The 12,700-nt window shown below is 44.7% G+C and carries 12 protein-coding genes and 1 tRNA gene; 3 read left to right on the top strand and 10 right to left on the bottom strand.

Annotated elements, in window-relative coordinates; genetic code table 11:
- Positions 1-109 precede the first annotated feature (109 nt).
- From GB993_RS01655 to GB993_RS01640, 4 genes are all read right to left on the bottom strand, one after another.
- The gene (locus tag GB993_RS01655) at positions 110-280 is read right to left on the bottom strand and encodes a hypothetical protein (protein WP_161002850.1); all 171 of its coding nucleotides are present in this window, start codon (positions 278-280) and stop codon (positions 110-112) included.
- A 474-nt stretch (positions 281-754) separates the two neighbouring features.
- The gene (locus tag GB993_RS01650; protein WP_161002849.1) at positions 755-1,495 is read right to left on the bottom strand and encodes an SDR family oxidoreductase; all 741 of its coding nucleotides are present in this window, start codon (positions 1,493-1,495) and stop codon (positions 755-757) included.
- A gap of 189 nt (positions 1,496-1,684) precedes the next feature.
- Positions 1,685-2,116: an HIT family protein gene (locus GB993_RS01645; RefSeq protein WP_161002848.1), complete on the bottom strand. Its 432-nt coding sequence runs from the start codon at positions 2,114-2,116 to the stop codon at positions 1,685-1,687.
- A 35-nt stretch (positions 2,117-2,151) separates the two neighbouring features.
- Positions 2,152-3,510 (bottom strand): MFS transporter, encoded by a 1,359-nt coding sequence (locus tag GB993_RS01640; RefSeq protein ID WP_161002847.1) that lies wholly within the window; start codon positions 3,508-3,510, stop codon positions 2,152-2,154.
- 170 nt (positions 3,511-3,680) lie between these two features.
- On the opposite strand from GB993_RS01640, the gene GB993_RS01635 reads away from it, so the two are divergent.
- The 3 genes from GB993_RS01635 to GB993_RS01625 are packed head-to-tail and all read left to right on the top strand — an operon-like array spanning position 3,681 to position 6,306.
- Complete coding sequence (locus GB993_RS01635; protein WP_161002846.1) at positions 3,681-4,589, top strand: AraC family transcriptional regulator; 909 nt, start codon at positions 3,681-3,683, stop codon at positions 4,587-4,589.
- Between the two features lie 21 nt (positions 4,590-4,610).
- Positions 4,611-5,840, top strand: a complete 1,230-nt coding sequence (locus GB993_RS01630) for a multidrug efflux MFS transporter (protein WP_161002845.1) — start codon at positions 4,611-4,613, stop codon at positions 5,838-5,840.
- Positions 5,841-5,862: 22 nt separating this feature from the next.
- Entirely contained in the window at positions 5,863-6,306 is a 444-nt protein-coding gene (locus tag GB993_RS01625; RefSeq protein WP_161002844.1) for a pyridoxamine 5'-phosphate oxidase, read from the top strand.
- Positions 6,307-6,397: 91 nt separating this feature from the next.
- Here GB993_RS01625 and GB993_RS01620 read toward each other — a convergent pair.
- The 6 genes from GB993_RS01620 to nadE all read right to left on the bottom strand — a co-directional run bounded on the left by GB993_RS01620 (position 6,398) and on the right by nadE (position 12,699).
- Positions 6,398-6,482: transfer RNA gene (locus GB993_RS01620), tRNA-Leu, on the bottom strand.
- A gap of 82 nt (positions 6,483-6,564) precedes the next feature.
- Positions 6,565-7,611: an AI-2E family transporter gene (locus tag GB993_RS01615; protein WP_161002843.1), complete on the bottom strand. Its 1,047-nt coding sequence runs from the start codon at positions 7,609-7,611 to the stop codon at positions 6,565-6,567.
- Between the two features lie 105 nt (positions 7,612-7,716).
- Positions 7,717-8,202 (bottom strand): SprT family protein, encoded by a 486-nt coding sequence (locus GB993_RS01610; RefSeq protein WP_161002842.1) that lies wholly within the window; start codon positions 8,200-8,202, stop codon positions 7,717-7,719.
- A 136-nt stretch (positions 8,203-8,338) separates the two neighbouring features.
- Positions 8,339-8,773 carry a hypothetical protein gene (locus GB993_RS01605; protein WP_161002841.1) on the bottom strand — a complete coding sequence of 145 codons (435 nt, stop codon included), beginning with the start codon at positions 8,771-8,773 and terminating at the stop codon, positions 8,339-8,341.
- Between the two features lie 159 nt (positions 8,774-8,932).
- A complete protein-coding gene (locus GB993_RS01600; RefSeq protein WP_162854015.1) occupies positions 8,933-11,560 on the bottom strand; it encodes a cation-translocating P-type ATPase in 2,628 nt (875 codons plus the stop codon).
- 311 nt (positions 11,561-11,871) lie between these two features.
- Positions 11,872-12,699 carry an NAD(+) synthase gene (gene nadE, locus GB993_RS01595; RefSeq protein WP_161002839.1) on the bottom strand — a complete coding sequence of 276 codons (828 nt, stop codon included), beginning with the start codon at positions 12,697-12,699 and terminating at the stop codon, positions 11,872-11,874.
- Position 12,700: the final 1 nt, after the last annotated feature.

Below are 12,700 nucleotides of genomic sequence, written 5' to 3'. Positions count from 1 at the left end.
GTCCCCCAAGGAATTAATTCTTCCTAATTACTCACGCCTACAGATTGTAAACCAAGTTTGTCCACAAGGCGAGAAATAACGGCAAACATTTACCGTTTATAGTGCGATTTTAATTTTTTCTTATGAACAGTTGCATACTTAGTTGCGCAAACGCACCTTCATTAGCTCCAGAGATACCAATGCCGTTACGCTGACCAGAAACGCCGTTCCGTGGAACCGGGTTCAACTCGCGATAAACGCGATTTTCACCCTTGATTATGAGCCGAAGCACACGTCTCATAAGTCATCCCGCAACACTAAGCGGCCAAATTCTTGCCGCCAAGTGTTGCCGACACGGAACTTTGTTTCTGGTCAGCTCCACTAATAGTATAAGGTATTCGACTATTTAAAAAAGATCGTTAGACGTTAAACGACATCTGCATTAAATTAGCAACTATACAAGCTGGAGGGCGTCAACATTGATACCGAGTCGAGAAAGTAATCTAAATTCGAGTGACTTGCTCGAATTTAGATTACGGACGGTCGCAAAGACTCGGCTCCCCACGAGGCTTTGCGGCGAGGTGAAAGACTGTGGGTTTCAGGCTTGAACCGGTCCCACGACGAGCGCATCAATGTTGACAACCGTAAGCGTCATCCACCGCCATTTAAATAAAAAGATGTCATAGTATGCCTAGCAAACAAAAATCCCATCATCTTAGCAATTGATACTGAGATGATGGGATTTATTAATTAGTCAGTTTGAGCACAAACTAAACTAGTTTTCTTGAACAGTTGGACGTAACAGAATTTCATCGATACCAACATTTTCAGGTTGGTCAATGGCATAAAGAACTGCGTTTGCCAAATCTTCTGGGTCCAAGCCGATTTCTTCTTCACGAGCACGGGCCTTCTTCTGTAATTCAGGATCGCCAACAGTCTTCCATAATGCAGTGTTAACGTTACCTGGTGATACGATGGTTGAGCGAATCATGTTAGGACCTTCCTCTTGGCGAAGAGCATCCATGATGGCACGAAGCGCAAACTTAGTACCTGAGTAAATGGCAGCATTAGGGTTGATAACGTGACCGGCATTTGAGTCAGTTGCGATGAAGTGACCAAAGCCTTGTTCCTTCATGATTGGCAATGCTGCAGCAATCCCATACAGGACACCCATAACGTTAATTTGGAAAGCGCGTTCCCAATCTTCAACCTTCAAATCACGTAATGGTGAGTTAGGCATAACACCGGCGTTGTTGTACATAACATCAATCTTGCCGTACTTGTCGTGAGCTGCCTTAACAAAATCAGCAACAGAACTCTTGTCAGTTACATCAACAGTCTTGTAAGCTGCTTCGCCACCATCAGCAGTAATTTCTTCAACTTGTTGTTTGAGCAAGTCTTCGCGACGGGCACCGATGAATAACTTGGCACCATGTGCAGCTAATTTCTTAGCAGTAGCAGCACCAATACTAGATGAAGCACCTGCAATAACAACAACTTTTCCTTTAACAGTCATAACTAAAATCGCTCCTTTTTTAATTGTGTGCTAAGCCCATTTCCGGGCGTCGGCATCACTTGTCTAAAACGTGCACCTGATGCCCAAGACCCTGTGCATAACCCAAAGCTGTTAATCCACAAGCAAAGTACGCTTGCGCCTTACCACCTTTACGTTATTGCTCGAGCCTTCCCGGGCGTCGGCATCACTCTATAGGTTTTCCTTAATCTTGTTGATAATGTCTTCGTATTCTGAATCGGTCAACTTCTTAGGTTTTTCAGGGTTGTTAACGAAGGCATCGTTCCAATCACTGTCACCGGGCTTCTTTGGCACAACGTGAACGTGCAAGTGAGAAACCGTGTCGCCGTAAGTTCCGTAATTGATCTTACCAGGGTTAACGGCCTTTTCAACAGCTTCGGCAGCGTGCGCAACATCATCGTAGAATTCGTGACGTTCAACATCTGTCAACTGGAATGGTTCGTCAACGTGCCAGTTCAAAACAACCGCAACACGACCAAGGTGTGTTTGGTCACGTGCTAAGTAAACTGTAGCAACATGCAATGATTCGATTTCAATGTAGTTTGCGTCAAGCTTTTCAGTATGGGCACAATACATACAATCTTTTTGGAAACGTTCAACCATGATAAAAACCTCTCTTTATTTAAAATATTTGATCACTAGTTAATTGGGTGACTCTGTGTTTCAGCATCGGCGGTAACTTCTTCATCCGAAGCCTTTGCTGTTTGAGTCGCACTCTTACTTGAGTGCAAACTGAGAACAATCAAGCCGGTAATAATCAACGCACCGGCTAAGAAGTACATCCCCACCGTAGTGCTGCCAGTGGCACTCTTCAACCAACCAATTGCATATGGTCCGAAGAAACCACCAAAGTTACCAACAGCGTTCACAATTCCTAAACCAACGGCAGCAATCCGAGGATCAACCGTCGTCGTAATTGCCCAGTAAGGACCGGAGTAAGCATAAACCCCAATGGCAGACAGGCAAATGAAACCAACGGACATAACAGGAACAGATGTGGTTAATGCAGCGCCGATAAATCCAAGACCACCAAGCAAAGCACCACCGGCAGTATGCCAGATTCGTTCACCACTACGGTCGGACCACTGACCGTTGATAACCAATGCAACTGCACCAAGCAGGTAAGGAATAGCACTAATCAAACCAACTTGCATTGTCGTCAAGCTGCTTGATAAGGATTTAACCATTTGTGGCATCCAGAATGTAATCCCGTACAAACCGATACAATAAAAGAAGTTAATCCCTGTCATCTTCCAAATCTTAGCGTCTTTGAAGGCGTCAACAAATGGGGCTTTGATGACTTTCTTTTCACTTTCCTGCTTAACATCATCGGCAAGTGCTTTTTCCAACCAACTCTTTTCGTCGGCAGTTAGCCACTTAGCAGTATTAGGTTTGTCAGCCAAGAAGAAGACGGTGTAAACACCCATTAAAATGGCAGGAATCCCAATGATAATGAATAGCCAACGCCAACCTTCAAGGTTTAACGCCATGTGAACCTGAGTGATAATCCAGGTTGCAATTGGCGCACCAATTGAGTTTGCAACTGGCGGTGCAACCATGAATGCTGCGATAGCCCGTGCACGATCTTTACTGCGGATCCAATACGTAATGTAGAGGGTCATGCCTGGGAACAACCCAGCTTCAGAAACACCGAGTAAGAACCGTAGCACAATCAGCATTGGTACATTGGCAACAAACCCAGTTACCAAAGTAACCGTACCCCAGAAAACCAAGATAAATGCCATCCAACGACGAGCACCAATCTTTTCAAGCATCATGTTACCGGGAATTCCAAACAGGAAATAACCGATAAAGAAGATTCCGGCGATGAACCCATATGTGGTTGCAGTTAAACCTAAATCTTTGTCCATCCCCCCGATAGAAGCATACGTGATACTACTTCGATCCAGAAAGGCAATAAAGTAAATGATAAAAAGGTATGGTAGTATATGCCATGTTACCTTTTTAAGAGCGCTTTGCTTAGCCTCTGTCATCATTAACACATCCTTATGCATGTAATTTTTATGGTTTGTGAAAACTTTTCCATGAAGTTGCTAGCTATCCTTCGCTTTCATGATTCATTATAATAGAGCTTAAGCGCTTACATTTTGCCTTAATTTGCTCGATTTATGGAATTTATCACACTAAAATGATTGGGAGAGAACTCATGTCAGAAGTTCGTGATCTACAGCTCAAAGTCCTATGGCTCAGTGGCCGCCTGTATCACCGCCATGAAATTGTGGAACCACACCAACATGATTTTGCGCAGGTTCAATTCGTCCTCAGTGGACAGGAGTATACTGATCTAACACAGTCCAACGGGACAGATCCACTTTCAGTAAGTGTGTTTGCAAACCAACTTGTCTTTATTCCGCCATACACGACACATTCGTTTCATTTCGAACATGAAACAGTCGTCCTCGACGTTAAGTTTGACCTTCAGGCCGACATTGCAGGATTAATTGAAAAAAACGCTAGTCAACGTATTTTTGATGTTGAAGACGTTTCTCCTTTTTATGCGCTTTTAAACGAAGCCATTCCGGCGGAACAAAAACGCTTTCCCGCTGCCGCTTTGCAACTAGATGTTGATTTCAAGCAACTCTTACTATCAACAATTTTCAAACAGCAGCCTGCGGAGTCTAGCACGCACGATTTGGACCGACTCATCGATATCAATACTGACTTTCCACTATTAAAGTATCTACAAGACCACTATGCAGAGCCAATTCAGCTACCCGAACTAGCGGCCCACTTTAACTACAGCAAGAATTACCTGATCAGAATCTGTAAAAGAGAAACCGGCCTCACTCCCATGAACCTGCTGCAACACATTCGTTTGAAACACGCACAAAACTACTTAGAATACACAGATTTAAGCGTAAACGATATTGCTATTAAGATCGGCCTGGATGCCAACTACCTCACCAAATCTTTCACCAAAACAATTGGTACCCACCCCATCGCATATCGTAAACAAAGCCGCCAAGAACACGAACGCAATATTACTTTGATGAATACGTTCAATCGACAGTCACAACCGCAAATCAAAAATACAATTCAACATCCAATGGATTAATAAATAAGGAGGCGATTTTATTTGAAAAATCAGAATGGATGGCTTCGAAACCTAGCTGTACTCTGGCTGGGAACATTTATTGCCGGCATGGGTTTCAGTGAAATCATGCCGTTTTTATCACTGTACGTTGATCAGCTTGGCACCTTTACCAAGGGTCAGTTAACCATCTACAGTGGTGTTACATATGCGGTCACATTTTTCGTCATTGCCATTGTCTCGCCGTTATGGGGACAACTTGCTGACCGTAAAGGACGAAAACTGATGCTTCTGCGTTCGAGCGCAGGGATGGCCGTTGTTATCGCCTTAATGGGTTTTGTTCATAATATTTGGATGTTGATTCTGCTACGTTTCCTGCAAGGCCTTTGTGCCGGATACATTCCCAACGCAAGTGCGCTGATTGCCACGGAAACACCAAAATCAAAAAGTGGCAGTGCACTTGGCATTCTAACCACTGGTTATGTCAGTGGTAACTTAATTGGACCAATTCTCGGTGGCACATTGGCCGCAATTTTTTCCATTCGAATGACCTTCTTCATTACCGGTTTCCTGCTCGCAGTCGTCTTTTTTCTTAGTCTCTTTTTAGTTCATGAACATTTCACACCGATTCCACGAGCCAAGATGCAGTCAACTAAAGAGGTCTTTGCCTCTTTCAAATCTGCTAGGGCAATCATCATATTGTTGATTTCCACCATGCTTATTCAAATGGGCAACAATTCAATCACACCGATTCTTAGTTTGTACGTTCGCGAATTAATGTCGCATACTGCTAATCTAACGATTGTTGCTGGTATCATTGCGGCGCTACCCGGTATATCAACCTTAGTGTCGGCACCACAACTTGGTCGGCTTGGCGATCGCATTGGCACGGAAAAAGTTCTCATGGGTGGATTTATTTTTGCTGTACTTATGTACTTCCCTCAAGGATTTGTCAGCACCGTTGGTATGCTCGGTGTTCTGCGCTTTATGATTGGAATTTCGGATGGCGCGTTATTTCCCACCGTTCAAACTTTGCTGGTCAAGAACTCACCAGTCAATGTAACTGGTCGGGTATTTAGCTGGAATCAATCATTTCAAGCATTAGGCAGTATGCTTGGTTCACTACTTGGCGGATTTGTTTCAAACTTATTTGATTACCGCGGTGTCTTTATTTTCACCGCCATCGCGCTTGCAGCGGATTTTTTACTTGTCTACATCGGTATTCCATCCACCCGTTTTCATTTCCACACATCAGATTCGGAAAGTTCAAACTAGTTTCCTAAAAGGAGTTTTAATTATGGATAAACAAGACATCGAATTACTGCAACAGGTTTATGCAACAGCAGACAAACTCGCCCTAAGTACATCATTAAATGATACTGCTGACGTTAAAGTGATTAATTTTGTCTGGTATGCCGATCAGCCGGATACGCTGTATTTTTCTTCCGTTCGTGGCAGTAACGCATTGGCAATTTACGCAGAACACGCAGATGCGGCCCTGATTACCATCCCTCACGAAAGTGAAACGACAAATCCCTTTGTCCGCGCCCATCACGTTACCATTACCCCATCTGAAAAAACGATGGCTGATGACTTACTTCCCCGCTATTTAGAGTTGGTACCTAATTACCAGCACGTATGGGATGCCATTGGACCACAACTAGTTGCTTATGAAATTAAACTTCATGATATTCACGTGGACGCCGGCTTAAGCCAACGAAAAATTAATCTCAGTTTTTAAAAGTCATCCACGACAAAAAAAGATCCTCGTAGTGAAATCATCACTACGAGGATCTTTTTAGATTGGTCAGCCTAGTTAACCAATCTGATTATGCGGCCACCGAGACTTGAACTCGGATGATCGAAGGGATCACAAGATCCTTAATCTTGCGCGTCTGCCAATTCCGCCATGGCCGCATCAACGAAAATAATTCTACCAGACATTCGCAGACTTGGCAATTACTCTTTGACATTCTCCCCGCATATTTCCGTTTAGCACTTATTTATCACCACGAAGCTGCTGCATGATTGGTCCATCATTAGGCTGGGGATGAACACCAAAGAGATCGAGGAAGAATGCCACAATTGGTAATCCAACAATCAGTCCCCAAACACCGAATATCTCTTCACTCACAATCAAAGTCATGAATGTCACAAAAATCGGCAAATCAGTGGCAGTAGCCATAAGACGTGGGTGCAAGAAGTAAGATTCAAAGAAGTGAATCACAATAACTAAGATAATCACTTCCACGACTCGCCAGATACCGCCGCTAGCAAACGCGATCAACGTTAACGGCACCATCGAAATGAGCACCCCAGCAACAGGCACCAATCCAAGGATAAAGACAATTACGGCTAACACCATTAAACTTGGCATCTTTAGGAAAAATAAGCCAATGGTCATCAAAATCGTGTTAATTGAACAAATAATTAATTGCGTATCCACAACCGTTCCCAAAATAGTAACAAACTTGCGAACCAAGAAATAAACATTGGTGAAGAACTTTTTAAAACGGCTGTGTAAAAACGCGTCCCCAAATCGCTTCATCCGGCCGTAAGACGCGGTAAAAATCAAGCTTAAGAAAATGGCAACCCCCACGTGCGAGAAGGCTGTGCCGACACTTTCCAGTCCACGTAGCCCCGTTTCCAAAGCCGTTTGGCCGTGTTTCATAATTTCACTACTGTTGAGTGCTTTATTCACCCATGTGTCTAATTGCTTATCCCAAACTGGATGATCATTGATCGCTTTCATAATCAAATGAGGGATGCCAGAAAACTGACTAGCCAAAGAGGGTGCTGCGTAGGAGATAGCTAGTACAACTAAGCCAATCACCACCACATACACAATCAAAGTCGCCAGCACCTGACCAATGGGTAACCATTGTCGTAAACGAGTCGTCACTTTTAATGCTAAGAAAGAAAAAATCGTAATTAGCAAAATAATGGAGAGAAAGTGGCGAAAACAAAACAACACAAAGATCAAAAACGCCAAGGTTAAATAAAGTTGAACGTCCTCTTTCTTAAGCCACTGATAAATTCGTTCCATACCCTACCCCCACATTCATCGATACAGCTATCATAGCGTATTCTGCCATACAGTGTACAATAGCCATTACGACATTCGAATTCTACAGACGAGTTTCACGGTTTCTTAAGATTCTTGAGTATAAGCTTCTGCCAAATTTAACCGACCACCACAAATCCCACATGCAAATCGCCGTGTATTGATTCGACGACGCCGCGTATATCGTTGACCGCATTTTACACACTCATAAATATAGATGTGCCGTGATCGTGAGTGAGCTGTCTGTCCTTGTCGTTGTTTAGGTGCCGGTGCAAAACGGCTGCCACCCACCTGTGCCAGCAAGGTTCGAAATTCCCGACTACGATGATTAAATGGCAATCCTGCCATCGACAAGTGATAGTGAACCAGCTCGTGCTTAATCACCCCTTCAAGGGTATCTTCACCGAAATCAGTTAACATTTTCGGATTTATATCAATATGATGATCCCGAAGATGGTAGCGACCACCCGTCGTTTGCAACCGCGAGTTGAACACGACCTGGTGTTTAAACGGTTTGCCAAACTCCCGCGTGGAAATTTGCATGACCAACCGTTGTAATTCATCATTTGTCATTCATTTTCCTCCACAATTTCATTACCCAATGAAAAACCACTCATCCCAATGTTCAGAATGAGCGGTTCCTTTCTGTTAACGCTAAGCACTACATTCTATACCTTTACATACGTAAAAGAATCTAAATGTAACGACACTAAGCGTTAGTTGCCATGATTGTCTGAATGAGACGAATAATTCGATCCATGGCTTCATTTTGGTCAATTTCTGCCTGGGCAAACTTTTTCGTGTCGACCGTGTGCTCCTTGACATTCAAACTGTCCGTCATCGTCTGGCACGCATTCGCATAAGTGTCATAGGCACGCTTAAGTGTCTGATGCTTCCCCATGAAACGCGCAGGTGCTTGTAACTTTTTCAATTTATCATTGTAGCTCAGATAACGATCCGTACCATCCTGAAATTCTGACTGAATATCAGCAAAGTCAGCGTCACTAAGGTCTGCCAACTTATCGGCATCCATCGCTGTTTTTAACTTCGTGTAATAAGGTTCTAAATCTTTTTGGACATCTTCCGTATCCGCAATCGTTCTGGACAATGTCTGCCCGTAAACCATCATTAAGTTCTTTTTCACAATAATCTCCTTGTCCGTTATTGCTCGGGTATTACCGAGCTTCGGCACCACTCTTCTAAACGTGCACCTATCGCTCAATCCCCTCTGCATAACCCAAAGCTGTCTGCCCACAAGCGAACTGCGCTTGCATGCCGCCACCTTTACGTTATTGCTCGGGTATTACCGAGCTTCGGCACCACTCTTTCTTAGACGTTGCACTAATTTTACCACTTCCACGATTAAAATCATCGTCACACCTGCACCAATCACGATTAACCACTGGAACCAATCCAATGTTGTAACGTGGAAGAGTGTGTTAAATCCAGGCACTAGAATTGTCGCGGCCAACAGCACAAATGCCACTAGAATGGCCCAGTTAAATGCACGGTTCTTAAAGAGCTGCTTCGTAAAAATTGTCCCATGAATTGATTTTGAATTAAATGCATGGAACAACTGAATCAATCCAAGCGTTGCAAACGCCATGGTCAACGCATCCGCATGAATTTGTTCTGCACCGGCATGAACGGGGAATGTCAAGGCTAACCAGTAAACCAAAAGTGTCAGCCCACCTTCCAACAATCCCTGATAGATAATGTTGCCAAATACTCCGCCAGACAAGAAGTTTGACGTGCGACCACGTGGCTTCTGTTTCATGATATTCTTTTCGGCCGGTTCCAGTCCTAACGCAATCGCTGGGAATGTGTCAGTCACCAAATTGATCCATAAAATGTGCACGGGTGCCAAGATTTGCCACCCCATCATGGTCATTACAAAAAGGGTTAACACTTCACCTAAGTTTGCAGATAGCAAGTATTGAATGGCCTTTTGGATGTTAGCAAATACTTTACGACCTTCACGAACCGCCACCACAATCGTAGAGAAGTTGTCATCAGCAAGAACCATATCGGATGCACCCTTAGACACTTCTGTCCCAGTGATCCCCATCCCAACGCCGATATCAGCAGTTTTCAGCGCTGGAGCATCGTTCACACCGTCGCCAGTCATGGCAACAACTTTGCCACGCTTTTGCCAGGCATTCACAATCCGAACTTTATGCTCCGGCGCCACCCGCGCGTAAACAGAATATTGCGATACCCGTTTTTCAAAATCGGCATCACTCAAGTCGTCTAGTTGAGCACCGGTGATGACGCCAGCGTCATCGTCAGCCTGAATAATGCCGAGTCGAACGGCAATGGCCTTAGCTGTATCCGCGTGGTCACCCGTAATCATCAGTGGTCGAATACCCGCGCTTTTAGCTTCAGCAACCGCGCCAGCTACTTCTGGCCGCTCTGGATCGATCATTCCAACAAATCCAGCAAAGATGAGATCTTGCTCCACCTTATCTGAAGTCATGGTTGCCGGAACGGTTTCAACCGGGCGGTAAGCAAACGCCAATACTCGCAATGCCTGCACGGCCAGCTGATGGTTGATCGTCAACAACTGTTCCCTAAGCTCGTCTGTCAATGGCACAACCTGACCATTGCGCTGAACCTGCGTGGCCCGTTTTAGCAATTCATCTGGTGCCCCCTTAACGGTAATCCACAATGCGCCAGTATCATCCATTTTATTAACGGTCGTCATCAATTTACGTTCTGAATCAAACGGAATTTCAGCTTGTCGAGGATGTGCAGCTAGAAATTTGTCGGCAGTTACATCATGATCCATGTTGTACTGAATCAAGGCTGTTTCTGTTGGATCTCCGACTAAACCATCGGACGTCAGTTTGGTATCGTTATTCAACATCAACAGGGTTGCTAAGATTCCCTCATCACTATCAGCCGCTGCACCAACCCCAGCTTTAGCCTCACGAACTTCGCCATCAACCACTAGTTTTTCAACCGTCATCTTGTTTTGAGTCAAGGTTCCGGTTTTATCTGAAGCGATAATATCCGTACTTCCCAGCGTTTCAACGGCAGGCAAACGACGAACCAGAGCATTTAGTTTGGCCATGCGCGTCGTCCCCAGAGCTAATGTGATGGTCACAATGGCAGGCAATCCTTCTGGAATGGCCGCTACCGCCAATGAAATAGCCGTCAGCAGCATGTTAATCAATGTTTCATTACCACGAATCATGCCGACTGCAAAGACAATTACAGCAACCACCAGAATCAGTGCCGTTAACACTTTACCTAAATGGGCCAGATTTTCCTGCAACGGTGTTTTGCGTTCTTTAGTGTTATCAAGCATCCCAGCGATGCGGCCAACCTGCGTTTGCATCCCCGTAGCTGTAACGACCCCCACACCACGGCCATAGGTCACGTTACTATTCATAAACGCTAAGTCGCTCATGTCCCCTAACCCAACGTTCGTTTCCGTCACTGGAGCAAGTTGTTTAGTGACTGGCACTGACTCACCTGTAAGCGCAGACTCCTCAATTTTAAGCGAAGCACTTTCTAATAAACGCATATCCGCTGGCACAATATCACCAGCTTCCAGAAGTACAATATCACCAGGCACTAATTCGTCACTTTTTACCGTCACTGTTTCGCCATTACGACGGACGTGTGCATTTGGCGCCGACATTTCTTGAAGCGCATTAATGGCCTGCTCTGCCTTCGCTTCTTGGAAAACGCCAAACACGGCGTTGAGCACCACTACCAGTAAGATAATGATGGCATCCACCACTTCACCTGTCATTGCAGCAATGATGGCGGCCACAATCAGCACTACAATCATTAAATCTTTAAACTGAGCAATAAACTTTTCCAGTAAGGTTGTTTGCCGTTTGGCCGCTAACGCGTTCGGACCGTGCTCATCGCGTCTCGTCGACACCATTTGGTCAGTCAACCCATCTCTACTTGATTTCATCTGCTGAAGGGATTCATCAATGGTCCATTGCGCTGCTTGCGGTAATTTACTTTGCTTCACTTAACATCTCTCCTTTAAATTATCGGCTGTGTACATCGCTCATGGGACGAAAAAAGACCCATGGACGCACACTAAATGTGCAGACCATGAGTCTCACTATTTAAGACAAAACCAGAACGAATCTTGTTGGTGGCGTTGCCACGGTGTCACAACACAATATCTGCGCGCGATGACACCATTAGTTACTCCCTCATTTATCTTAAGCAAAAGTATATCGAAATGATTAGTTAAACACAAGTAATAAGTTCGAACTAACGCCAAAAGTTATCAAAAATCGTAATCGGCATATGACGTTTGTGCATCGTCTTGTTGTACCAATTTTCAATTTTATCAGCGTCAGCGTCCTTAATCGTTTTGCCTTCCAGATAATTATCAATGTCATCATATGTGACGCCAAGGGCCACTTCATCAGGTAATGCCGGACGGTTGTCCTCCAGATCAGCAGTCGGGACCTTTAAGTATAAATGTTCCGGTGCGTTTAAGACCTTCAGCATCGCTTTTCCTTGCCGTTTGTCCAGCCGGTACAAAGGATCAATGTCCGTGCCACCATCGCCGTACTTTGTATAAAACCCAGTAACCGCTTCAGCCGCATGATCCGTGCCCACGACAGCGCCATGAACTTCACCAGCAATCGTATACTGGGCCACCATGCGCTCACGTGCTTTGATATTTCCTTTGTTAAAGTCAGACACCGTTAGCCCGTTAGTTTCAACCGCGGCAACATCAGCGTCAACTGCCGCCTGAACATTCACCCGCATTACCTTATCGGCTTCCATAAACGTGATGGCATCCATCGCGTCACTTTCATCCGCCTGTTCACCATATGGCAAACGAACTGCAATGAATTGATACTGATCATCGCCTGTTTCCTGACGCATCTCTGCAATCGCCATCTGTGATAATTTGCCAGCCAGTGTGGAATCTTGACCACCAGAAATTCCCAGAACCAGTGCCCTTAAGAACGTGTTCTTTTTCAAATAGTCCTTTAAAAACTCAACACTTTTCCGAATTTCCTGTTCCGCATCAAAGTCAGCGCTAACACCGAGTGCCTTAATAATTTCTGCCTGTTTTTCCCTCATG

Source organism: Furfurilactobacillus milii (genome assembly GCF_009864005.1).
GTDB lineage: Bacteria > Bacillota > Bacilli > Lactobacillales > Lactobacillaceae > Furfurilactobacillus > Furfurilactobacillus rossiae_B.
Note: the sequence above shows the minus strand (reverse complement) of the source record. Positions and strands in the feature narration are given on the sequence as shown.

Coding starts and splice junctions, on each gene's coding strand:
- GB993_RS01650 (WP_161002849.1), bottom strand. CDS start 1,495: ATGACTGTTAAAGGAAAAGTTGTTGTTATTGCAGGTGCTTCATCTAGT.
- nadE (WP_161002839.1), bottom strand. CDS start 12,699: ATGAGGGAAAAACAGGCAGAAATTATTAAGGCACTCGGTGTTAGCGCT.
- GB993_RS01615 (WP_161002843.1), bottom strand. CDS start 7,611: ATGGAACGAATTTATCAGTGGCTTAAGAAAGAGGACGTTCAACTTTAT.
- GB993_RS01655 (WP_161002850.1), bottom strand. CDS start 280: ATGAGACGTGTGCTTCGGCTCATAATCAAGGGTGAAAATCGCGTTTAT.
- GB993_RS01610 (WP_161002842.1), bottom strand. CDS start 8,202: ATGACAAATGATGAATTACAACGGTTGGTCATGCAAATTTCCACGCGG.
- GB993_RS01645 (WP_161002848.1), bottom strand. CDS start 2,116: ATGGTTGAACGTTTCCAAAAAGATTGTATGTATTGTGCCCATACTGAA.
- GB993_RS01640 (WP_161002847.1), bottom strand. CDS start 3,510: ATGATGACAGAGGCTAAGCAAAGCGCTCTTAAAAAGGTAACATGGCAT.
- GB993_RS01600 (WP_162854015.1), bottom strand. CDS start 11,560: ATGAAATCAAGTAGAGATGGGTTGACTGACCAAATGGTGTCGACGAGA.
- GB993_RS01625 (WP_161002844.1), top strand. CDS start 5,863: ATGGATAAACAAGACATCGAATTACTGCAACAGGTTTATGCAACAGCA.
- GB993_RS01635 (WP_161002846.1), top strand. CDS start 3,681: ATGTCAGAAGTTCGTGATCTACAGCTCAAAGTCCTATGGCTCAGTGGC.